At 70.4% G+C, this 21,505-nt stretch carries 17 protein-coding genes; 7 read left to right on the top strand and 10 right to left on the bottom strand.

Annotation, left to right across the window (positions count from 1 at the left end; translation table 11 throughout):
- The gene (locus OAW74_RS01710; RefSeq protein ID WP_262872602.1) at window positions 1-1,455 is read right to left on the bottom strand and encodes a cell division protein PerM; all 1,455 of its coding nucleotides are present in this window, start codon (window positions 1,453-1,455) and stop codon (window positions 1-3) included.
- A 46-nt stretch (window positions 1,456-1,501) separates the two neighbouring features.
- Between OAW74_RS01710 and OAW74_RS01705 the strand changes: the two genes are divergently transcribed.
- Window positions 1,502-2,902, top strand: coding sequence for an NCS2 family permease (locus tag OAW74_RS01705; RefSeq protein ID WP_262872601.1), 1,401 nt, complete (start codon window positions 1,502-1,504; stop codon window positions 2,900-2,902).
- Between the two features lie 35 nt (window positions 2,903-2,937).
- On the opposite strand, the gene OAW74_RS01700 is transcribed toward OAW74_RS01705, so the two are convergent.
- The 3 genes from OAW74_RS01700 to sucC form a co-directional block, all read right to left on the bottom strand.
- The gene (locus OAW74_RS01700) at window positions 2,938-3,378 is read right to left on the bottom strand and encodes a nitroreductase family deazaflavin-dependent oxidoreductase (protein WP_262872600.1); all 441 of its coding nucleotides are present in this window, start codon (window positions 3,376-3,378) and stop codon (window positions 2,938-2,940) included.
- A 73-nt stretch (window positions 3,379-3,451) separates the two neighbouring features.
- A complete protein-coding gene (gene sucD, locus OAW74_RS01695) occupies window positions 3,452-4,354 on the bottom strand; it encodes a succinate--CoA ligase subunit alpha (protein WP_262872599.1) in 903 nt (300 codons plus the stop codon).
- Between the two features lie 36 nt (window positions 4,355-4,390).
- On the bottom strand, window positions 4,391-5,557 hold the full coding sequence (gene sucC, locus OAW74_RS01690) for an ADP-forming succinate--CoA ligase subunit beta (protein ID WP_262872598.1): 1,167 nt from the start codon (window positions 5,555-5,557) through the stop codon (window positions 4,391-4,393).
- Window positions 5,558-5,718: 161 nt separating this feature from the next.
- On the opposite strand from sucC, the gene OAW74_RS01685 reads away from it, so the two are divergent.
- Window positions 5,719-6,384: a TetR/AcrR family transcriptional regulator gene (locus OAW74_RS01685; RefSeq protein WP_262872597.1), complete on the top strand. Its 666-nt coding sequence runs from the start codon at window positions 5,719-5,721 to the stop codon at window positions 6,382-6,384.
- 10 nt (window positions 6,385-6,394) lie between these two features.
- Here the strand turns inward: OAW74_RS01685 and OAW74_RS01680 are convergent, their stop codons facing one another.
- Window positions 6,395-7,543 (bottom strand): pyridoxal phosphate-dependent aminotransferase, encoded by a 1,149-nt coding sequence (locus tag OAW74_RS01680; protein WP_262872596.1) that lies wholly within the window; start codon window positions 7,541-7,543, stop codon window positions 6,395-6,397.
- Between the two features lie 179 nt (window positions 7,544-7,722).
- Here OAW74_RS01680 and OAW74_RS01675 point away from each other — a divergent pair, with 179 nt between their 5' ends.
- The 5 genes from OAW74_RS01675 to OAW74_RS01655 all read left to right on the top strand — a co-directional run bounded on the left by OAW74_RS01675 (window position 7,723) and on the right by OAW74_RS01655 (window position 12,241).
- Window positions 7,723-8,973, top strand: coding sequence for an acyl-CoA dehydrogenase family protein (locus tag OAW74_RS01675; RefSeq protein ID WP_262872595.1), 1,251 nt, complete (start codon window positions 7,723-7,725; stop codon window positions 8,971-8,973).
- 54 nt (window positions 8,974-9,027) lie between these two features.
- Complete coding sequence (locus tag OAW74_RS01670; protein WP_262872594.1) at window positions 9,028-9,252, top strand: hypothetical protein; 225 nt, start codon at window positions 9,028-9,030, stop codon at window positions 9,250-9,252.
- Between the two features lie 181 nt (window positions 9,253-9,433).
- Window positions 9,434-9,646 (top strand): hypothetical protein, encoded by a 213-nt coding sequence (locus OAW74_RS01665; protein ID WP_262872593.1) that lies wholly within the window; start codon window positions 9,434-9,436, stop codon window positions 9,644-9,646.
- A gap of 260 nt (window positions 9,647-9,906) precedes the next feature.
- Complete coding sequence (locus OAW74_RS01660) at window positions 9,907-10,938, top strand: ATP-dependent DNA ligase (protein ID WP_262872592.1); 1,032 nt, start codon at window positions 9,907-9,909, stop codon at window positions 10,936-10,938.
- 16 nt (window positions 10,939-10,954) lie between these two features.
- A complete protein-coding gene (locus OAW74_RS01655) occupies window positions 10,955-12,241 on the top strand; it encodes a threonine/serine exporter family protein (RefSeq protein WP_262872591.1) in 1,287 nt (428 codons plus the stop codon).
- 395 nt (window positions 12,242-12,636) lie between these two features.
- Here OAW74_RS01655 and OAW74_RS01650 read toward each other — a convergent pair whose 3' ends face one another.
- The 5 genes from OAW74_RS01650 to OAW74_RS01630 all read right to left on the bottom strand — a co-directional run bounded on the left by OAW74_RS01650 (window position 12,637) and on the right by OAW74_RS01630 (window position 21,462).
- A complete protein-coding gene (locus OAW74_RS01650) occupies window positions 12,637-14,214 on the bottom strand; it encodes an aspartate:alanine exchanger family transporter (RefSeq protein WP_262872590.1) in 1,578 nt (525 codons plus the stop codon).
- A complete protein-coding gene (ligD, locus tag OAW74_RS01645) occupies window positions 14,211-15,239 on the bottom strand; it encodes a non-homologous end-joining DNA ligase (protein ID WP_262872589.1) in 1,029 nt (342 codons plus the stop codon). The genes OAW74_RS01650 and ligD overlap by 4 nt, the downstream gene beginning before the upstream one ends.
- Window positions 15,240-15,272: 33 nt before the next feature.
- Window positions 15,273-16,370: an SseB family protein gene (locus tag OAW74_RS01640; RefSeq protein WP_262872588.1), complete on the bottom strand. Its 1,098-nt coding sequence runs from the start codon at window positions 16,368-16,370 to the stop codon at window positions 15,273-15,275.
- Window positions 16,371-16,393: 23 nt separating this feature from the next.
- Window positions 16,394-18,259: a carboxypeptidase regulatory-like domain-containing protein gene (locus tag OAW74_RS01635; protein WP_262872587.1), complete on the bottom strand. Its 1,866-nt coding sequence runs from the start codon at window positions 18,257-18,259 to the stop codon at window positions 16,394-16,396.
- 185 nt (window positions 18,260-18,444) lie between these two features.
- Window positions 18,445-21,462, bottom strand: a complete 3,018-nt coding sequence (locus OAW74_RS01630) for a hypothetical protein (RefSeq protein ID WP_262872586.1) — start codon at window positions 21,460-21,462, stop codon at window positions 18,445-18,447.
- Window positions 21,463-21,505: the final 43 nt, after the last annotated feature.

The raw sequence follows: 21,505 nt of genomic DNA, 5'->3' as shown, positions 1-21,505 counted from the left end.
TCAGTCTAGCCGCGGCCCGCGGGGCCCGAGATCCAGCGTCTCCTCGCCGTCGGGGCCCTCGTCCGTCGGGGGCGCGGCCGCGGGCTCGGCCTCGCCGAGACCGACCGACTCGGCCGTGAGATCGAGGGTCGCGAAGGCGTCGGCATCCGCCCCCGCTCCTCGCTCGAAGCGAGGAGATCCGGCGAGCAGAGGGCCCCCTGCCCCGAAGGCGTCCTCGCTCCGCGAGAACTCCTCGCCCGAGGCGAGGGGATGCTCGAGGTCGGCGTTCGAGCGCGGTGCGAGCAGCACGATGCCCGCGCCCAGCGCCACCTCGAGGCCCACGGCGAGGGCGACGGGGCCGGGCTCAGGGCCGACGACGGCGAGCACGCCGGGGCCGAGCGACCCCGACGCCAGCGCCGCCAGCAGCGCGGCGAAGCCCGCCGCGACGAGTGCGATGAGCGCCGCGGCGCCCGCGCGCAGCGGCCACGGCCCCGGATCGCCGTGAGCGGCGAAATGTCGGCGCGTGCGCAGCCCGCCGAGCACGCCGGCGGCCACCGGCAGGAGCGCGAGCAGCAGCATCCACGAACCGGTCGACTGCGGCACGGCACCCAGCACCGGGAACGGCGGCACGACGCCCAGCTGCGTCGCCGCGGGAGACACCGCGGTGCCCGCGCCGAGCGCGAACCCCGGGCCGGCGACGAACGACAGCCCCCACACGACCAGGGTGGGAAGGTAGGCGAGCTGGGCGAGGGTCATGACGGTCGCCCCTGCGGCGTCGAGGTTGCTCGCCTCGTAGAGCGCCACGGCCTGGTCGGCGTGCAGCACGATCGCCAGCGCCGTCACCACGGCCCCCGACCCGACCAGTCCCATCGCGACGATGCCGATGCCGCGGGCCGTGGCGTAGGGCAGCGTGCCCCAGCCGCCCTCGATCGCCTCGAACCGATCGGCGATGCGGGCGATGAGTCCGCCGCCCTCTTTCCACTCCAGCGCGACGGCGGCGGCCAACGAGGGCAGCGCGAACACGAGCGTCGGCAGCGCGATCGCGTGCCACGGCGTCACCTGAGCCACGGCCGAGCCGCTCGTGAACCACACCGCCCAGGCGATCGCGGCGAACACCACGGCGCCGCTGAGCACCCCCGAGCCCCAGGCGTCGGCGCGCGCCGCACGCCGGCCGGAACGGGCCGCGAAGATCGCGGTGAAGGCCGTGAACGCGAGCGGAGCGAGCGAGAGGGTGAACGATGCCGCATCCGCCGAGATGCCGGTGACGGCCAGATACTCGTCGGGCAGCGTGATCGCGAGCGGCACGAGGTGGCCGAACTGCCAGATCGCGGCGGTGCTCGGCCACAGTGCGGCCCAATCGCCGCCGAACTGCACGACCCAGATGAGGGTCAGGGGAGCCAGGATCGCGACGAGCCCGACGGCCGCCGCGACGAGTGCGTCGAAGGCGGCGAGAATTGCGACGGTCAGGCGGTACATGCGCCATCGACCCTACCGAGTAACCTCGTGCGCGGAGGTGTGCGACATGACCAGCACGAAGACCGAATCCCCCGGCACCCTCGATCGCTTCTTCGAGATCAGCGCCCGCGGATCGAGCATCGGCACCGAGATCCGAGGCGGCCTGGTCACCTTCGTGACGATGGCCTACATCGTCATCCTCAACCCGCTGATCCTGTCGACCGAAGACGTCGCCGGCACCGTGCTGTCGGGCTCTGCCGTCGCCGCATCCACCGCGCTGACCGCCGGCGTCATGACCGTGCTGTTCGGTGTGATCACGAGGCTGCCGTTCGCCTTCGCGGCGGGCCTGGGCATCAATGCGTTCCTGGCGTTCTCGGTGGTCGGCTCGGTCACGTGGCCCGAGGCCATGGCCCTCGTGATCATCAACGGCGTCATCATCGTGCTGCTCGCCGCGACCGGTCTGCGAAAGCTGATCTTCGACGCCGTGCCGGTGCAGCTCAAACTCGCGATCACGGTCGGCATCGGCCTGTTCATCGCCTTCATCGGCTTCGTCAACGCCGGCTTCGTCACCGCCACCGGCAACGCCTCGCCGCCGGTCGACCTCGGCGTCGGCGGCTCGGTCGCGACCCTCCCGACCCTCCTGTTCATCATCACGCTGCTCGCCGGCGGCGTGCTCATCGCGCTGCGGGTCAAGGGCGCGATCCTCATCGCCCTGGTCGGCGGAACGCTCCTGGCGGTGGTCTTCAACGCGATCTGGCCGTTCGGTCTCGACTTCGGCTTCGCCGGCGGCATCGTGGCCCTTCCCGACCTCAGCCTCGTCGGCGCCGTCGACTTCTCGTTCGACCTGCAGCGGGTGACGGTCGTCGCGCTCGTGATGTTCGTCTTCACGCTGCTCTTCTCGAACTTCTTCGACGCGATGGGCACCATGACCGGCCTCGCAGAAGAAGCGGGTCTCGCCGACAAGAAGGGCGATTTCCCGCGCATCAAGTCGGCGCTCGTCGTCGAGGGCGTCGGCGCCATCGTCGGCGGCGGCACCTCATCGTCGTCGGCGACCGTGTTCGTCGAGTCGGGTTCGGGCATCGGCGAGGGCGCCCGCACGGGCCTCGCCTCGGTCGTGACCGGTGCGATGTTCCTGCTGGCGATGTTCTTCACACCGCTCACCTCGCTCGTGCCGGGCGCCGTGGCCGCCGCAGCCCTCGTGCTCGTGGGCGCGATGATGCTCACGCAGATCCAGAAGATCGACTTCACCGACTTCCGCGTGCTGCTGCCGGTGTTCCTCACCGCCACCGTCATGCCGATGACCTACTCGATCGCCAACGGCATCGGCGCGGGCTTCGTCAGCTGGATCGTGCTGCACGCATTCTCGGGCAAGGCCAAGCAGATCCACCCGCTGCTGTGGGTGGTCGGCGCCGGCTTCGTGATCTTCTTCGCCCGCGGGCCCATCGAGGCGATGCTCGGCGTGGCATGAGCTGAGCGGATGCTGCGGCCGCAGCATCCGCATCGTCAGTCTTCGAGCGGCTCCAGCACGAACACGGGGATGAGCCGGTCGGTCTTGGTCTGGTAGGTCGCGTAGTCGGGCCACACCGCGACGGCGCGCGCCCACCACTGGTCGCGCTCGGAGCCGGCGAGCTCGCGGGCCGTGTAGTCGCGCTTGTCTGCGCCGTCCTGCAACTCGACGTGCGGGTGCGCGACGACGTTGTGGTACCACGCGGGGTTGTCTGGGGTGCCGCCCTTCGACGCGACGATCGCGTAGTCGCCGTCGTGCTCGACGCGCATGAGAGCCGTCTTGCGCAGGCCGCCGGTCTTGGCGCCGACCGTGGTCAGCACGATGATCGGCACGCCGCGCAGCAGGTTCGCCTCGGTGCCCCCGGAGGCCTCGTATCTCTCGGCCTGGGTGCGGGCCCATTCGGCGGTGCTGGGCTTGTACTGTCCGGTCAGCGGCATCTGTCCACGATAACGGCCCGGAAGCGACGGAGGGCGGGATGCTGCAGCATCCCGCCCTCCGAAACAACTCCGGTTACAGAGCCTCGATGATCTCGCGCATGAGAGCGGCGGTCTCGCTCGGCGTCTTGCCCACGCGCACGCCGGCGGCCTCGAGGGCCTCCTTCTTGGCCTGCGCCGTACCGGCCGAGCCCGAGACGATGGCGCCGGCGTGGCCCATCGTCTTGCCCTCGGGGGCGGTGAAGCCGGCCACGTAGCCCACGACGGGCTTGGTGACGTGCGCCTTGATGTACTCGGCCGCACGCTCCTCGGCGTCGCCGCCGATCTCGCCGATCATGACGATCGCCTTGGTCTCGGGGTCGGCCTCGAACGCCTCGAGCGCATCGATGTGCGTCGTGCCGATGATCGGGTCGCCGCCGATGCCGATGGCGGTCGAGAAGCCGAGGTCGCGCAGCTCGAACATCATCTGGTAGGTCAGCGTGCCCGACTTCGACACGAGGCCGATCGGGCCCTTGCCGGTGATGTTCGCCGGCGTGATGCCGACGAGCGCCTCGCCCGGCGTGATGATGCCTGGGCAGTTCGGGCCGATGATGCGGGTCTTGTTGCCGCGGCTCTTGGCGTAGGCCCAGGCCTCGGCGGTGTCGCCCACCGGCACGCCCTCGGTGATGACCACCAGCAGCGGGATGTCGGTGTCGATGGCCTCGACCATCGCGTCCTTCGTGAACGCGGGGGGCACGAAAGCGATCGACACGTCGGCGCCGGTGGCCGCGATCGCCTCGGCGACCGAGGCGAAGACGGGGAGCTCCACCGGGTTGCCCGCGGCATCGGTGTGCGAGACGGTCGTGCCGGCCTTGCGCGCGTTCACGCCGCCGACGACGTTGGTGCCCGCCTTGAGCATGAGCGCCGTGTGCTTGGTGCCCTCGCCGCCGGTGATGCCCTGGACGATGACCTTGGAGTCCTTGTTGAGATAGATCGACATTGTTGTCTCAGTCCTTCGAATTCCGGATGCTGCGGCTCAGGCGTTCGCCAGCTCGGCGGCCTTGTCGGCGCCCTCGTCCATGCCTGCGGCGAGGGTGACGAGGGGGTTGTTCGCGGCCGCGAGGATCGCGCGGCCCTCTTCGACCTGGTTGCCGTCGAGGCGCACGACCAGGGGCTTGGTGGCGGTGTCGCCGAGGATCTCGAGGGCCTTGACGATGCCCTCCGCGACCGCGACGCACGACGTGATGCCGCCGAAGACGTTGACGAAGACGCTCTTGACCTGCTCATCGCCGAGGATGACGTCCAGGCCCGCGGCCATGACCGTCGCCGAGGCGCCGCCGCCGATGTCGAGGAAGTTGGCGGGCTTGACGCCACCGTGGTTCTCGCCGGCGTAGGCCACGACGTCGAGGGTCGACATGACCAGACCCGCGCCGTTGCCGATGATGCCGACCTGACCGTCGAGCTTGACGTAGTTCAGGCCGGCAGCCTTGGCCTTGGCCTCGAGCGGGTCGGCCGAGTCCTTGTCTTCGAGCTCTTCGTGCTCGGGGTGGCGCACCTCGGTGGCGTTGTCGTCGAGGGTCACCTTGCCGTCGAGCGCGATGATGTTGCCCGCAGCATCCTGGATGAGCGGGTTGACCTCGACGAGGGTCGCGCCCTCGCCCTTGTAGACGTCGAAGAGCTTGACGAACACGTCGGCGACCTTGGCGGCCGTCTCGTCGTCGAACTTCGCAGCCTTCGCGATCTCGAGCGCCTTGGCGGCGTCGATGCCCTGCAGCGGGTCGACCTCGACGCGGGCGAGCGCGTCGGGGCGCTCGACGGCGAGCTCCTCGATCTCCATGCCGCCTTCGACCGAGCACAGCGACAGGTACGAGCGGTTGGCGCGGTCGAGCAGCACCGAGAAGTAGTACTCCTTCTCGATCTGGGCGCCCTGGGCGACCATGACGCGCTTGACGATGTGGCCCTTGATGTCCAGGCCCAGGATGGACTTGGCGGCCTCGTAGGCCTCATCGGGGGTCTTGGCGACCTTCACGCCGCCGGCCTTGCCGCGGCCGCCGGTCTTGACCTGCGCCTTGACGACGACGACACCGCCGATCTTCTCGGCTGCGGCCCGCACCTCCTCCGGCGTGTCCGCGACGATGCCGGCGAGCACCGGCACCTCGTACTTCTCGAAAAGGTCTCGTGCCTGGTACTCGTAGAGATCCACAGTGCAATCCTTCGGTGGGGCGAATGTGGGTGGTGACGCGAAAAACGTCTTGATGTCGAGATATCTCGACCAATCCCCCAGCCTAATACCCCTGTCTGTGCGCGAATGACCGCGGCCTGTTCGGATGAGCGTGCGCGATGCGGCGCTAGGCTCTGGTCATCATGAGCGAGCTGGCAGCATCCGACCCCCGCACGGCCGTCGCGGCCGCGGCGATCGACCTGTTCGCGCGCCAGGGGTTCGATGCCACGAGCGTCGAGCAGATCGCGCAGGCGGCCGGAATCTCGCGCTCGACCTTCTTCCGTCAGTTCGGCGGGAAGGAAGACGTGGTCTTCGCCGATCATGAGGCGCTGCTCGAGAGCCTCCCGGCAGCTCTCGATGTGCGCCACCCCGACCCGTGGGCCGCGGTGTGCGAGGTGTCGCTCGACGTCTTCCGCCATTTCGCCGCCGACCCCGACCTCGCCCGCCGCCGCTACGCGATCGTGCGCGAGGTGCCGGCGCTCCGAGAGCGCGAGATCGTCATGGTCTTCCGCTACGAGCGCATCTTCGACGACTACCTGCGCCGCGCCCTGCCCGGCATCGACCCGCTCGACGCCGTGGGGTTCGCCGCCCTCGTGACCGCCGTGCACAACCACGTGCTGCGCCAGCTGCTCCGCGGCACCGCGAAGGTGCCGGCGTCGACCCTGCGCGACGCGCTCGACGACGTGCGCCGACGGTTCGGCGTGCTGCCGGCATCCGACGCGGGGGATGACGAGGTCGTCGTGGCGGTCTTCCCGAAGCGGATGCCGTCGGCCGAGGTCGCCCGCAGGCTCGCCGCCGAACTCGGCTGAGGCCGCTCGGTCAGGGCGCGGGCAGCAGGCTCAGCCCGTGCAGCAGGTCGGCGCGCGAGGCCGCCGCGCACACGCGGATCCAGCCCTCCCCCGCCGCGCCGAACGCCGAGCCGGGTGCGACGGCGACGAGCTGCTCCCGCAGGAACCGCTCGGCCCACGCCGCGACGTCGCCACCCGACGCGTGCGACACGTCGATCCACAGATAGAAGGCGCCGTCGGGCTCGCGATAGCGGATGCCGCGCTCATCGAGCAGCGCGGTCGCGGCCTCGAGGTTGCCCCGGTAATGGGTGCGGGCGGCCTCGACCGCCGACTGATCGCCGGCGAGCGCGGCGACGCCGGCGCGCTGGTCTGGCACCGAGACGCACGCGATCATCGCCTCCTGCACGGTGCGCAGCTCGTGGTCGATGCCGCGGGGCGTGATGAGGAAGCCGATGCGGATGCCGGTCATGGCATATGTCTTCGACAGTGAGAACACGCCGAGCACGCGGCCGCCGCCGGCGGCGGTGTCGAGCGCCGTGAGACTCACGTGCGGGCCGCCCCACGTGAGCTGTTCGTACACCTCGTCGCTGATGACCCACAGGTCGTGCCGCTCGGCGAAGGCCAGCAGCTCGCGCGCGAGCGCCTCGTCGACGACGGTGCCGAGCGGGTTGGAGGGCGAGTTGACGATGAGCGCGCGGGTCCGAGGGGTGATCAACTGCTCGAGCCGCTCGATCTCGGGCAGGAACGCGGCCTCAGGGCGCAGCGCATAGGGCACCGGCACGGCGCTGAGCATCCGCGGGCTCATCGAGAACGTCGTGTAGCCGGGGTCGGGCACGAGCACCTCGTCGCCCGGGCCGAGCACGAGCCCGACCGCCTGGTGCAGCGCCTGCGTGCCGCCGACGGTGACCCACACCCGCTCGGGGTCAAGGGCCGCGCCGTGCACGGCGGCGAACCGGTCGGCGAAGGCGTGGCGCAGCGCCGGGATGCCCGCGTTGGCGGTGTAGTTCGTGTCGTCGTCGTCCCACGCCCGCTTCGCGGCCTCGGCGATGTGCGGAGCGATCGGCATGTCGGGTTCGCCGACGGCGAGGAAGGTGACGCCCTCGAGGTTCAGTGCGATCTCGAAGATGCGGCGGATGCCGCTGCCCGGCACGGTCTTCAGGTGAGGGCTCAGCTGCGGCACCCCTTCAGGCTACGCCGCGCGAAGCATCCGCCCTTTCCCCCCGCGAGTTGGCACCTCTTGCCGCTCCGCCCGGCTCCGAGGCGACCGGAGGTGCCAACTTGCGGGAGGGGGTTGGTACTGAGTGCCATGCAGGGCGGGATTGAGTTCCATTACACTGAGGGGGACCCGAAGGAGCAGTCATGCCCGAGTTCACCCCGCGCCCCGGTCAGTCGGTCGAAGGCTACGACGTGCTCGCGCGCCGCGGCACCGACTACTACGCCGCGTTCGCCGACATCCCCGCCGACGACCGCGCCCACTGGCAGCGCGCGCAGTCGTTCATCGACGAGGTGGGCGATCGGATGCAGCAGGCCTGGGACACCGCGGAGTACCCCGTGGAGCTGGCCGCCCGCATGGGCGAGCTCGACCTGTTCGTCGACGGCATCGCGCACCCCTCGCTCACCCCGATGTCGCTGCTGGCGGCGGGCCTGGTGAACATGGAGATCTCCCGCGGTGACGGGTCGCTCGGCACGATCCTCGCGGTGCAGGGCGGCCTCGCGCTGCGCACGCTCGCCCTCTTCGGCAGCCCCCAGCAGCAGGAGCAGTACCTCGTGCTGCTCGCCCGCGGCGAGGTGCTCGGCTCGTTCGCCCTCACCGAGCCCGACCACGGCTCCGACTCGGTGTCGCTCGAGACCGTGGCGCGGCGCGACCCTTCGGCAGGCTCAGCGACCGCGGGGTGGGTCATCGACGGCGCCAAGAAGTGGATCGGCAACGGAGCATCGGGCGGCATCACGTTCGTCTGGGCGCGCATCGACGACGAGGGGGCGCCCGAGCACGGCCATGTACGCTGCTTCCTCGTGCCGCAGGAGACCCCCGGCTACGCGGGCACCGTCATCACCGGCAAGGCGTCGCTGCGCGGCATCCACCAGGCCCACATCGTGCTCGACGGCGTGCGCGTGCCCGCCGATGCCGTGCTGCCGGGGGCCAAGAGCTTCAAGGACGCCTCGACGGTGCTGTACTCGACGCGCTCCGGCGTCGCCTGGTCGGCGCTCGGCCACGCGACGGCCTGCTACGACGCCGCGCTCAGCTACGCGCAGCAGCGTGTGCAGTTCGGAAAGCCGCTCGCGAAGTTCCAGATGGTGCAGGAGCGCCTCACGCACATGCTCGAAGACCTCACCGCGATGCAGCTCTACTGCCGCTGGATGGCCGACCTCGAGACCGCGGGCCGGCTGCGCCCGACGCAGGCGTCGCTCGCGAAGTTCCACAACACCCGCGCCGCGCGCCGCATCGCCTCGACCGCACGCGATCTGCTCGGCGGCAACGGCATTCTGCTCGAGAACGGCGTCATGCAGCACATGGCCGACATCGAGGCGATCCACACCTACGAGGGCACCGAGAGCGTGCAGGCGCTGCTGATCGGGCGCGACATCACCGGAATGAGCGCCTTCGCCTGACGCGTATCAGGACGGCTCCGACCCGCTCTTCATCCGTGACCATCGGAGGTCACGATGTACCACGCCACGTTCGTCAGCGCCCTGCTGACCCCGACCCGCCACGACGAGCCCAACCGTGAGCTCGCCGCGATGCGTGCTCGCTCCGCGCAGTCGACGCCCGCCGCCACGAGCGGACGCGTCGGCCTGTGGGCACGACTCCGCCGCGCGCTCACGCCCGCGCCCGCCGCGCCCGGTCGCCACGTGCGTCGGCACGGGCATCGCCCCGCCGGCGCACACTGACGCACGCGCGGGTGCCGACGCCGATGTCGGAACCCCCTCGTAACGTCAGGGATGTCAACAGAACAGAGTTCCGCCTCTGCATCGCATGAGGCACTCACCTCTCGGGGCCGCCGCTGCGCGGCCCGCAACCTGCTCAGAGACCACCCGGTGCCGTCGTGCACCGCGCGGCAGGAAGACGATCATGAACAACTCGCTGCACACCATCGACTATCTCAACCGCTGGCGCGCCGCCGACCTCGACCGCGAGATCGCGCTGCGACTCTCCCGGGCCGAGCGCCCGCCGCGCCCCATCGAACTGCCCGAGACGACGCCCGCCCGCCGATTCGGCGTGTGGATGCTGCGGCATCAGGTCGCAGCGGCGCCGCGCGCCGCGATGCGCCCTCGTACCCACTGACGCCGCGAGGGGCAGCATCCGCCGCTCTTCCGCCGTCGGGCGAGATCAGGTGATCTCGGAGAAGAGACGGTGCGGATGCGGGGTGCCACCGCATCCGCTCGTGCGAGATCAGGTGATTCGGCCGAGGCAGGTCACATTCTGCCGAATCGACCTGTGTCGGCCGAGTCTCCTGATCCGGGCGACCGCGACGGCCGGCGGATGCTGCCGCGACACCCCGCGCGGGGATTCCGCCTGCGGCGCTCCCCGGCCAGGATGGGGGCATGGCCTACGAGATCCCCGCGCCGATGCTCGCCAAAGCGATGGCCGCCGTGCCGAGCAAGCCCGGGCTGAGCTTCGAGCCCAAGTGGGACGGCTTCCGCGCCCTGGTGTCGTGGGACGGCACCGACGTCGAGATCGGCAGCCGGGGCGCGAAGCCGCTGACCCGGTACTTTCCAGAACTCGTGGCCGCGTTCGCCGAGCTTCTGCCCGAACCCTGCCTGATCGACGGCGAGATCGTCGTCGCGCTCGGCGAGCCGGGTGCGCAGCGGCTCGATTGGCCCGCGCTGTCTCAGCGCATCCACCCGGCGGCATCGCGCGTCGAGCTGCTCTCGCACGAGACGCCGGCGATGTTCATCGCATTCGACCTGCTCGCCCGCGGCGAGCGCGACCTGCAGCCCGAGCCGTTCGAGACGCGGCGCCGAGAGCTCGTCGACCTGCTCGACACCGTGCCGCACCCCGTGCACCTCACCCGCACCACCGGCGACCCCGACCTCGCCCGACGATGGCTCGCCGAGTTCGAGGGCGCCGGCCTCGACGGCGTCGTGGCCAAGCCGCTCGATCAGCCCTATGCGCCGGGCAAGCGCACGATGCTCAAGATCAAGCACGCGCGCACGGCCGATGTCGTCGCCCTCGGCTACCGTGTGCACAAGTCGGGGCAGGGCGTCGGCTCGCTGCTGCTCGGCCTCTTCGACCGAGAAGGAACCCTCCGCAACGTGGGAGGCGTCGCTGCGTTCAGCGACCAGAAGCGCCTCGAGCTCGTCGACGAGCTCGCCCCGCTCGTCGAGCGCGACGACGAGGGCACCGCGATCACGGGCGAGACCGACCGTTCGCGGTTCAGCGGCTCGAAAGACGTGTCGTTCGTGCGGCTGCGCCCCGAGCGGGTGCTCGAGGTGCGCTACGACCAGCTCGAGGGCGCGAGGTTCCGACACACGGTGCAATTCGAGCGCTGGCGGCCCGACCGCGACGCCCGATCGTGCACGTTCGACCAGCTCGAGACCGTGACCGCCTACGATCTGGCAGACGTGCTGGACTGACTGCCAGGATCGATGCATGCCCGACGCATTCGGCGACCCCTCCCCCGAGACCTCCGAGCTGCGCCTCGAACCCGTGCTCTTCATCGCGCGGGTCGACGCCGTGCTGCGGCTGGGCAGGCTCATGCTGGGCGCGGGCGCCTCGTCGGCGCGCGTGCGCGACTCGATGAAGCGCGTCGCCCTCGCCCTGGGCATCGATGACCTGCACACCCGCGTCGGCATGACCGACATCGTGCTCACGGCGCACCGCGGCGCGCTCTATCGCACACGGGTCGCCGAAGTGCGCCCCGGGGTCGACGCCTATCGCATCACCCTGCTGCAGCGGCTCAGTCACGACGTCGAGAACGGAACGACGGCGCACGAGCTGCAGCGCGAGCTCGACGCCATCGAGAGCGCCCGCTCGCCCTACCCGACGCTGCTCAAGGTACTCGCCGCCGCGGCCGCCTGCGCGGCCTTCGCACTGCTGAACAACGGCGGCTGGTTCGAGGCGCTGACGGTCGGCATCGCGGTCGCGGCGGGGCAGGGACTGCGGATGCTGCTGGCACGAGCCCGCACGAACGAGTTCCTCACCGTCTTCCTCGCGGCCGTGACGGCGCTCGTCGTGTTCACGGCCGTCTCGGCCGCGTCCAGGACCCTCGGCGGCGACACCGCCCAAGACGCCGCACTCACCAGCGCCGTGCTGTTTCTCGTGCCCGGCTTCCCGCTCGTGACCGGAGCCCTCGACCTGGCACGGCTCGACCTCAACGCCGGCACGATCAGGGTCGTGTACGCGTGCCTCGTGCTGCTGGCCACCGGCACGGCGGTGTGGGCCGTGGCGGCGACCTTCCACAGCAGCCCCGTGACGATCGTGCCGCCCGAGTTCGAGCAGCCGCTGCTGTCGATCGTGCGCTTCGTCGCCGGCGCGGTCGGCGTGATCGGCTTCGCCCTGCTGTTCTCGACCCCGCTGCGCATCGCCCTGATCGCCGCCGTGATCGGCGCCGTGGTCAATCTCGGCCGCCTCGCCCTCGTCGACGTGGGCCTGGGCGCCCCCATCGCCGCGGCCCTCGCGGGCCTCGCGGTCGGCGTGCTCGCGTTCACGCAGTCGCGGTGGCTCAGCGCCCCGCGGGTGACACTTACGGTGCCGGCCGTACTCATCATGGTGCCGGGGGCGGCGAGTTACCGCGCGATCGTCGCGATGATCGACGGCGACACGGTGCCCGCGATCCAGTACGGCGTCGAGGCGGTCTCGGTCGTGGTCGCCCTCGCGATCGGCCTCACCGTCGCCCGCATCCTGACCGAACGCGAGTGGGGCTCACCGCGCATCTGAGCCGGCGGGCGGCATACGCCCCGCCCGCACCCCCACAAGACCCACCCCGCGCACCGAAACCCCGCCACTCCCACCCGAAACCCACCCCTGCGCGCGAAGCCGCGCTCGCAGCCGAGGGTCTCGCGCGCAGACGCGGGTCTCGCGAAACCGGCACGCCGGCCGCAGCCCGACAGCATCCGCCCCGCCCATGCTCCCCCCGCCCGCACCCCCACAAGACCCACCCCGCGCACCGAAACCCCACCACGCCCACCCGAAACCCACCCCTGCGCGCGAAACCACCCCTGCAGCGGCCGGTCTCAGCGACAGAACGCGGTCTCGCGAAACCGCCACCTCGGCCGCAGCCCGGTACCCACCGCCGCATCGCCGCCCCGCAATCGATCGACGGATGCTGCACCTCACAGCAGGATGATGACCTGCGCGAGCACGATCTTGACCACCATCGCGGCGGGGTAGATGAGGCTGTAGCCCAGGGCGACCCGCGCGTCGTAGTCGGTGCGGGTCTGGGCGAAGCCGAGGATCGCGGGGTTCGTCTGCGCGCCGCCGATGATGCCGGAGGTGCGGGTGCCGCCCAGGCGGAACACGTGCCGGGCCGCGACGTACGTGCCCACGACGCAGACCGTGGTCATGACGAAGCCGACGCCGAGCAGCGTGAAGACCTCGCCCGAGACGATCGCCGAGACGATCTGCGAACCCGCCTTGGTGCCGGCGTACGCGAGAAAGATGAGCAGCCCGAACTCGGCGAGCACCGTCGCCGCGGTCTGGGGCATCGAGATCGAGACGGGGCCGATGCGGCGCACGCGGCCGACGACCAGCCCGATGACGAGGGCCCCCGCGGCGAAGCCGAGCGAGAACGAGCCGCCGCCGGGCAGCGGCACCTGCACGACGCCGATCAGCAGCCCCACGACGATGCCGAGCCCCGTCGCGGCGGGGTTGGTGTCGGTGGTGCCGCGCTCGGAGTCGCCGAGGTAGGCGGTGACGTCGCGCATGGACTTCTTGGGCCCGACGACGCGCAGGCGGTCGCCGATCTGCACGACGATGTCGGGGCTCGCGACCAGCTCGATGTCGCCTCGACGGATGCGGGCGATCGAGGCGCCGTATTTCTGCTTGAGTCCGAGGCTCGAGATCGAGCGGCCGGCCAGGCGGGAGTTCGACAGGATGATGCGGCGGTAGTCGAGCGTCGAGCGCTCCCCGATGACGTCGATCGAGGAGGTGTGGCCGAGCTCCGCCGTGACGGCGTCGACCTCGTCGCGGGGGCCCACGACGTTGACCACGGAGCCCTGCGTCAGCGGCGTCTCGTCGTCGGCGACGTGCGCCGAGGCGCCGCCGTGCTCGCGGATGCGCGAGAACGTCACCTGGTCGCCATGGCGGTGGGCGATCTCTCCCGCGGTGGGCAGCGAGACCGTGTCGATGCGCACCGACTTGTCGACGATCGGCTGCGGGGTGTCGCTGTCGGAGCCGCGTCCGCGCAGGGCCAGCGACACCGCGATCATCGCGGCGACGACGCCGTAGACGTAGGCACTCGCGTAGCCGACGGTGGCCTCCGGGCTGCCGCCCGTCGCCGCCAGGGCCGGGGTGCTCGTGAGGGCGCCGGCGAGCGTTCCGGCGATCGTGACCGGTGCGACGCCCAACGCCGAGCCGAGCGCGAACCCGGCGACGGAGGCGAGCACGACCACCCCGAGCACCGCGAGGATGATCTGCCACGACGTCTTCAGTGCCGTGAAGAACCCCGGTCCGGCGATCACCCCGGTGCAGAACGCGAAGACGATCACCCCGAGGTCGCCGACGGCGACCGGGATCTCCTGGGTGACCCCCTGCGAGACCGACCACGCGTTCAGGCCGATCGCCGCGAACAGCACGCCCGCTGCCCCCAGCGACACCCCCTTCACGTGGAGACGTCCGAGCACCGCGCCGATGCCGACCAGCACGAACAGCAGGATCGTCGGGTACGCGGCGAAGAAGTCGAACACCCTCACTCCTCGACTCTGCGGGCACGACTGGGCTGCACCCGGGGCGGTTCGCCCGGCATCTTGGGGAACTCCGGCGGGAAGGGCAGTTCGCCGAGGCCGTTGTCGAGGTCGCGCTGCCACCACTCCAGCAGCGTGTCGATGCGCCCAGGGGCGTCCTGCAGCTGCGCCCACGGGTCGCCGATCTCGGCGAGCCGATCGGGCACCGTGCGCACCGTGAAGGCAGTGGGGTCGACGCCGGCCGCGAGCTCATCCCACGTGATGGGCGTCGCGACCGTCGCCGTCGGCAGCGCCCGCGGGCTGTAGGCGCCGGCCATCGTACGGTCGCGGTTGGCCTGGTTGAAGTCGACGAAGATGCGCTCGCCGCGCTCCTCCTTCCACCAGTTGGTCGTCACCTTGTCGGGCAGCCGCCGCTCCAGCTCGCGGCCGGCGGCGATCACGGCGTGGCGCACGTCGAGGAACTCGTGGGTCGGCTCGATCGGGCAGAACACATGGATGCCGCGGTTTCCGCTCGTCTTCAGCCACGGCTCCAGCCCGGCTTCGCGCAGAACCGCACGCAGTTCGGGGGCGACGGCGGCAGCATCCGAGAAGTCGGTCCCGGGCTGCGGATCGAGGTCGATGCGCAGTTCGACCGGGTTGTCGGTGTCGGCCGCGAGCGAGGCCCACGGGTGGAACACGACGGTGTTCATCTGCGCGGCCCACACGATGGCCGCCGGCTCGGTGAGCACCAATTGCGGATGCCGCCGCCCGCTGTTGTAGGTGCACATCACCGAATCGACGTAGTCGGGCGTGCCCTTCGGCGGGTTCTTCGAGAAGAACCGCTCGCCGTCGATCGACTCCGGAAAGCGCTCCAGCGACACCGGGCGGTGCCCGTTGGCAGCCAGGAACGGCCCCGAGACCGCGATGAAGTACTCGGCGAGCTCGTGCTTGGTGATGCTCGCCTCGGGCCAGATCACGCGGTTGGGGCTCGACAGCCCCACCTCGCGGTCCCCCTGCGGGCCCGGCACGGTGAGGGTGATGCGCTCCGACGCCATGGGTCCGACCCTAGGGCCACGGCCGCGCCGTCGTCACCCCTCGCCGTCGCTCGGCTCGGTCACCGCCAGCAGCGGCCCGAGGTCGGCGCGCTCGAGCTGGATCCACGGCCCCGCGGGGTCGACCAGCACTCCCGTGATCGTCGCGTCGGTGCGCAGCAGCTCGGCGAGCTTGGCCGCCGGGATCGCCGCCGACTTGTCGCTGCGGCCCGTGCCGGCGACCTCGATGGGGTGCGAGTACACCTCGACGTAGCGCGCGCCGTCGGTCATGCGGGTCTCGGCGATGCCGGTGCGTCCGTCGGGGCCGGTGTTCACGGCGACCCAGATCGGCGCGGTGGTCAGCGCCGCGGCGACCTCGGCGGCGGTCTCGGGCGTGCGCGGGGCGGCGAGGAGCTTCTTGAGGGTCAGCTGCGGGTCGGCCGAGTCGATGATGCGCTGCACGAACTCCCGCGGCAGGATCGCCCGTCGAGGAGCCGAGGCGTGGTCGATGATGAGGCCCTCGTAGGTGCCGCCGAGGGCGTAGCGCAGCACGGTGGTCACGGGCTGTCCCATGGCCGAGGTGTCGGTGTCGCCGTCTGCCGCGACGCTCTCGCTCAGCGCGGCGCCGCTCGAGTAGGCCAGCACATACGGCTTGCCGTCGACGGTCGCGATGCCCAGCGGCAGGTCTTTGCCTTCGGAGACGAGCGTGCGCGCGTCGCCCTTGATACGCAGAAAAAGGTGCCCCTGCAGCAGCGCGCGCCCGACGTGGATGAGGTCTTGCGGCGTGCTCTGCTCGGCGAGCTGGGCGAGGGCATGGCGCAGCAGCACGTTGTCTTTGAGTCCGGGGACGGTCTCGGTGGGCGCGGGCGCCTCGGCCGGCGGGCGCGGCGTGCGCACGGGGATCGTCGGGGCGGCGGCGGCCGGCGCGTCCGACGGATGCTGCGAGCCCAGCCCGCGGAACGCCGTGGTCGAGATGCCCACGGCCGGCACGGCCTCCACCGTCACGTCGGGCACCGTCACGTCGGGGGCGGGGGTCGTGTCGGCCTCCGGCACCTGCTCGGAGGCCGCGGGCGCGGCATCCGGAACGGCGCTGTCATCTCCCCCGCCGACGCCGTCGTCGGGGTGCTGGTCTTTCTTGCGCGAGAACAGTGCCATTCGGCCAGCCTACGTCGCGGGCGTCACTTCACCTTGCCGGTGGCCCTCGAGGTCTTGGCGACCGTGGCGTAGCCCGACTTCTTGCCGGTCACCTTCACCGTGATCGTCTTACCCTTCTGGCTCCTGGTCAGCGTGAAGGTGGACTTCGTCGCCTTCGAGATCGCCTTGCCGCCGGCGTACCACTGGTACGTGAACTTCGTGCCGCTCGTCCACGTGCCCGGCTTCGCGGTCAGCTTCTTGCCGACCTTCGCCGTGCCGCTGATCTTCGGCGTCGCCACCGTCGCGACCTTCGCCGTGGCCTTCGAGGTCTTCGACACCGTCGTGTAACCGGACTTCTTACCGGTCACCTTCACGGTGATCGTCTTCGCCTTCTGCGCCGAAGCGAGCGTGAAGGTCGACTTCGTCGCCCCCGAGATCGCCTTGCCCGACGCGTACCACTGGTACGCGAAGGTCGTGCCGCTCGTCCACGTGCCGGGCTTCGCCGTCACCGTCGAGCCGTACGCCACCGTGCCGCTGATCGTGGGTGTCGCCGACTTCAGCGTGGCGAGCTGGCCGAGCTCACCGCTGATGCCCGAGACGGTGCCGCCGGCGGTCACGACCACGTCATTCGCGGCGGCGATGGTGGCCGCATCCTTCCACCACTCCGCGTCGACGGCGTAGGCGGTCGCCGATGCGTCGAATCCGATGCGATAGGTGCCGGGCGCGAGGCCCGCGATCGCGTAGGCGCCTGCGGTGCCGCTCGTCGTCTCGGCCAGTTCGTCCCACGCCGCCGATTCGGCATCGTAGGCGTACGCCGTGACGGTGACGCCGGCGGCGGGAACCCCACGCACCGAGACGACCCCCGAAACGCGTCCGGCCGCGGCGAGCACGGGGCTCACGGTGGTGTTCGTCTTGCCGGCTTCGACGTTGACGAGGGTCGCCGCACCGCGGGTGAGCGCGGCGTCCCACCACTGGCTCGCGACGGCCGTGTCGGCATACGTCGCGTCGAAGTGCACCTTGTAGTCGCCCGCGACGAGCCCGCCGATGCGATAGGCGCCGTCGACGTCGGTGGCGACCGAGGCGGTGTACTGCCAGATGTCGTCGAGCGGGTCGTAGGAGTAGGCCTCGACGTCCACGCCCGAGACCGGTGTGCCGTCGGCCGTGGTGACGACACCTGAGAAGGCGGCGGCGCGCGTCAGCTGCGCGTCGACGCCGCTGATCACCGAGCCCGAGAAGGCGTCGATCGTGGTCGCCTCGTCCGAGTCGCCGGCGTCGCTCCACCATTCGGCGAGCACGCTGGGCGACTCGTCGGTGGCTTCGAAGCGCACCTTGTATTCGCCAGGACCGAGACCGTCGATGCGGTAGTTGCCTGCCGCATCCGTCGTCGTCTCGCGCTGCCATGACTCGTATCCGGGCATCTGTGGCACCGCCGTCACCCGCACGTCGGCGAGCGGGTCGTCGTTGGCGTCCGACACGCGCCCCTCGATGGCCGCCGATGTGCTGAGGTACGGGCTGATGTCGGCCGTCGTCACGCCCGCCGTCACCGTGATGGGCGTCGCGGCCGCCCGGGCCGGGGCGTCGTCCCACCACTCCGGCACGAGCGTGGGCTCTTCGGCCCACGACTCGAACGAGACCGTGTAGATGCCCGGTTCGAGGCCCGCGAGGTCGTATTCGCCGTCGTCGTCCGTCGTCACCTCGGCGGCCGGCGCGGAGTGCCCCGCGGCGTACGCGGCGACGTGCACATCGGCTGCCGGCTCACCCCCGTCGTCCCAGACGGTGCCGGTGATCGTGCCGGTCGCCACGGCGGATGCGGGAGCCGCAAGCCCCACCAGTGCCGCAACGGTCAGAACTGCTGTCGTCAGCATTCCGAGCACGCGCCCGGATGCTGCGCGTCGATGCGCAGAAGTCATCGAATCCCCCCAAGAATCCGCAGCGAGTTCGTCCCCTCACGAACTCGTCCTTGATGGATATCACACCGGCGACGCCCGTGTCCACGAGAAAAACCACTCCCGGTCGAAACATCGCGCCAGGCGGTGTGTCTCGAACCGGGAGTGGTTTCTCGCGCAGCGCGGGCGGCGGGCCCGCGCTGCGGGCGTTACTTGACCTTGGCGGTCGCGGTGGAGGTCTTGGCGACCGTGGCGTAGCCCGACTTCTTGCCGGTCACCTTCACCGTGATCGTCTTGCCCTTCTGCGACTTCGTCAGCGTGAACGTCGACTTCGTGGCCTTCGAGATCGCCTTGCCGCTCGCGTACCACTGGTAGGTGAATTTGGTGCCGCTCGTCCACGTGCCCGGCTTCGCCGTGAGCTTCTTGCCCACCTTCGCCGTGCCGCTGATCTTGGGCGTCGCCACCGTCGCGACCTTCACCGACGCCTTCGAGGTCTTCGACGCCGTCGTGTAACCGGACTTCGTGCCGGTCACCTTCACGGTGATCGTCTTCGCCTTCTGCGCCGACGTCAGTGTGAACGTCGACTTCGTCGCCTTCGAGATCGCCTTGCCCGACGCGTACCACTGGTAGGCGAGCTTCGTGCCGCTCGTCCAGGTGCCCGGCTTCGCCGTCAGCTTCGACCCGACCGCCACCGTGCCCGAGATCGTCGGCGTCGCCGTCTTCAGCGTCGCCGGAGCGGTCGTCGAGATATCGGCGTCGATGCCCGTGCGGGCCTGGTCGGCAGTGAGGGTGATGCGGGTCGCCGACAGCTGATCGGGCTTGTCGTTCCACCACTCGGTCTTCGGCTCCACCGGTTCGGCTGCGGCTTCGACCGACCTTCCGCCGCCCATGCCCATCTGATCGGTGAACTGCACGGTGTACGTGCCGGGGCGAAGTCCGGGGATCGTGTACTCCCCCTCGCCGCGCAGGGCCACCCAGTATTCGAAGTCCCACGTGCCGTCAGACGAGAGGCGATAGGCGATCGCGCCGCCGTATCCGTCGGCGAGCTGCCCGCCCGTCACCGTGCCCGAGATCGACGCGCCCCGGCCGAACGTCGCGTTGATGCCGGTCTTGTCCTGGTTCGCCGTGAGGGTCACCGCCGTCGCGGCCTGGAAGTCGACCTTGTCGTTCCACCATTCGAGGGCGAACCCGAACTCATCCGGGTAGAACACGAGCTTGTACGACCCGGGAGCGAGACCGGCGATCGAGTAGTTGCCCTCAGCATCCGTGTAGGTCGAACCGGCGTAGCTCTGGTCGCTGGCCGCGAGGGCCGTGATGTATCCCGCCGTCGACGAGCTCCGCTCCGTGCCTTCGGGGTAGCTGAGCACGCCCGAGATCGTGGCGTCTGCCCCCAGCGTCGCGTTGACGCCCGTCTTGGCCTGACCGGCGGTCAGCGTGAGCTTCGACGCGGCGGCGAAAGTGGTCTTGTTGTCCCACCATTCGGATGCTGCGCCCGTGGCGGTCGTCGAGAACTTCACCTTGTACGTGCCGGCGGCAAGACCCGACACCTTGTAGGTGCCGTTGGCTGCCACGGATCCCGACGTCAGGTAGCTGTTGGAGTCCGTCGTCGAGTAGATCTGCACGCTCGTGTCGTAGTCGGAGCGCACAGTGCCGGCCGGGAAGGTGACCTTGCCGGAGACCGACGACGCCTTGGCCAGCGACGCGCTCACGCCGGTCTTGCTGCCACCGGCGGCGAGGGTGATGATCGTCGCGTCTTCCCACGTGACCTTGTTGTCCCAGTACTCGCCGAGCACATCGACGCCGTACGGCGAGAAGTAGACCTTGTACGAGCCCGCGGTGAGCCCCGTGATGCGGTAGGTGCCGTCGGAGTTGACGTAGGCGGACTCGTAGTTTCCTGATCCGCCGGTCGGCGACGCCGAGACGGTCGTGTGTCCCGAGCTCAGCGAGATGCCCGAGGGGAAAGTGACCTTGCCCGAGATGGTCGCCGACTTCGCCAGCGCCGCGTTGATGCCCGCGAGGGCCTGCCCCGTGGTCACGGTGACGGTCGTCGCCGAGTCGAAGTCGGTCTTGTCGTTCCACCACTCGTCGAGGAGCGCACGCTCCCACGACGAGAAGCGCACCTTGTAGTCGCCCGCAGGCAGGCCGTCGACGCGGAAGGTGCCGTCGGCGCCCACGCTCGCGTAGCCCGCGCTGTAGCCGTCGTCGGCGGTGTAGACATCGACCTCGGTGCTGCCCTTGCTCGTATCGAAGCCGTTCGGGAAGGTCACCTTGCCCGAGATCGAGGCACCCTGCGCCAGCGTTGCGTCGATGCCGGTGCGCTGCTCGCCGGAGGCGAGCGTGAGCACGGTGGCCGAGGCCTGATCGGCGGCGTCGTCCCACCACTCGTCGACCACGGGGAGGCCGGAGGCGTCGAACTTGACCTTGTAGTCGCCGGCGGAAAGCCCGGTGGCGAGGTAGTCGCCCTCTTCATCGACCCATCCGCTGGTGACATACTCCCCGCCGGCCGTATAGACGCTGACGTCCGTGTAGCCGCTGGAGGAATCGACGCCGACAGGGAAGGTCACCGTTCCCGATATCGTGGCCGACTTGCTGAGCGTCGCATCGATTCCCGTGCGAGCCTGGCCGGAGGCGAGGGTGATGGTCGTCGCCGAGTCGAAATCGGGCTGGTCGTTCCACCACTCGTCGAAGACGGGCCGGTCCCAGGAAGTGAACTCGACCTTGTAGCTGCCTGGCGCGAGATCGTTCACGACGAAGGTTCCGTCGTTCTCGACCCACGCAGAGCCCGAGGTCTCGAATTCCTCGGTCGCCTTGTAGACATAGACCCAGGTGGATCCCTGGTCTGCGCTGACACCCGCCGGCAACGTCACCGTGCCCGAGAGCGATGCTGTCGCCGCCGCCGCAAGCGTGGTCCGCGAGGTCGAACGGGGTGTGACGACGCCCCCGCTCGGACTGGCCGGCTTGTGCGCGGCGTCGTCCTCGGCGCGCGGTGCCGCAGGAGAGGGATCGGGGTCGGGGTTCGCGGCCGGGTCCGGCACGGGCTGGGGCGCAAGAGGCGCAGCATCCGCAGCGGAGCCGCCCTGCTGTGTGCTCACCGGCAGTGCGCTGCCACCGCTGTCGGCGGCCGATGACGGCGCGGCCACGGCGAAGGTGAGGGCAGAACCCACCAGCGCAGCGACAGCGAGTCGAGCGATCGAGCGCGCCGAACGACGGCGCAGAAGTGCAGACATGCAGATTCCCCTCGACGGCGCCCCCAGGCCCCGCCCCCAGCGC

The sequence above is a fragment of the Microbacterium fluvii genome (assembly GCF_025515205.1).
Lineage (GTDB): Bacteria > Actinomycetota > Actinomycetes > Actinomycetales > Microbacteriaceae > Microbacterium > Microbacterium fluvii.
The sequence above is the reverse complement of the archived record's forward strand: the minus strand, read 5'-3'. Positions and strand labels throughout refer to the sequence as shown.

Excerpts from the sequence above, each read along its gene's own strand:
- OAW74_RS01670 (WP_262872594.1), top strand. The coding sequence starts at position 9,028 with ATGTACCACGCCACGTTCGTCAGCGCCCTGCTGACCCCGACCCGCCAC.
- OAW74_RS01705 (WP_262872601.1), top strand. The coding sequence starts at position 1,502 with ATGACCAGCACGAAGACCGAATCCCCCGGCACCCTCGATCGCTTCTTC.
- OAW74_RS01710 (WP_262872602.1), bottom strand. The coding sequence starts at position 1,455 with ATGTACCGCCTGACCGTCGCAATTCTCGCCGCCTTCGACGCACTCGTC.
- OAW74_RS01660 (WP_262872592.1), top strand. The coding sequence starts at position 9,907 with ATGGCCTACGAGATCCCCGCGCCGATGCTCGCCAAAGCGATGGCCGCC.
- sucD (WP_262872599.1), bottom strand. The coding sequence starts at position 4,354 with ATGTCGATCTATCTCAACAAGGACTCCAAGGTCATCGTCCAGGGCATC.
- OAW74_RS01630 (WP_262872586.1), bottom strand. The coding sequence starts at position 21,462 with ATGTCTGCACTTCTGCGCCGTCGTTCGGCGCGCTCGATCGCTCGACTC.
- OAW74_RS01685 (WP_262872597.1), top strand. The coding sequence starts at position 5,719 with ATGAGCGAGCTGGCAGCATCCGACCCCCGCACGGCCGTCGCGGCCGCG.
- OAW74_RS01640 (WP_262872588.1), bottom strand. The coding sequence starts at position 16,370 with ATGGCACTGTTCTCGCGCAAGAAAGACCAGCACCCCGACGACGGCGTC.
- OAW74_RS01635 (WP_262872587.1), bottom strand. The coding sequence starts at position 18,259 with ATGACTTCTGCGCATCGACGCGCAGCATCCGGGCGCGTGCTCGGAATG.
- OAW74_RS01655 (WP_262872591.1), top strand. The coding sequence starts at position 10,955 with ATGCCCGACGCATTCGGCGACCCCTCCCCCGAGACCTCCGAGCTGCGC.
- OAW74_RS01675 (WP_262872595.1), top strand. The coding sequence starts at position 7,723 with ATGCCCGAGTTCACCCCGCGCCCCGGTCAGTCGGTCGAAGGCTACGAC.
- OAW74_RS01665 (WP_262872593.1), top strand. The coding sequence starts at position 9,434 with ATGAACAACTCGCTGCACACCATCGACTATCTCAACCGCTGGCGCGCC.
- ligD (WP_262872589.1), bottom strand. The coding sequence starts at position 15,239 with ATGGCGTCGGAGCGCATCACCCTCACCGTGCCGGGCCCGCAGGGGGAC.
- OAW74_RS01700 (WP_262872600.1), bottom strand. The coding sequence starts at position 3,378 with ATGCCGCTGACCGGACAGTACAAGCCCAGCACCGCCGAATGGGCCCGC.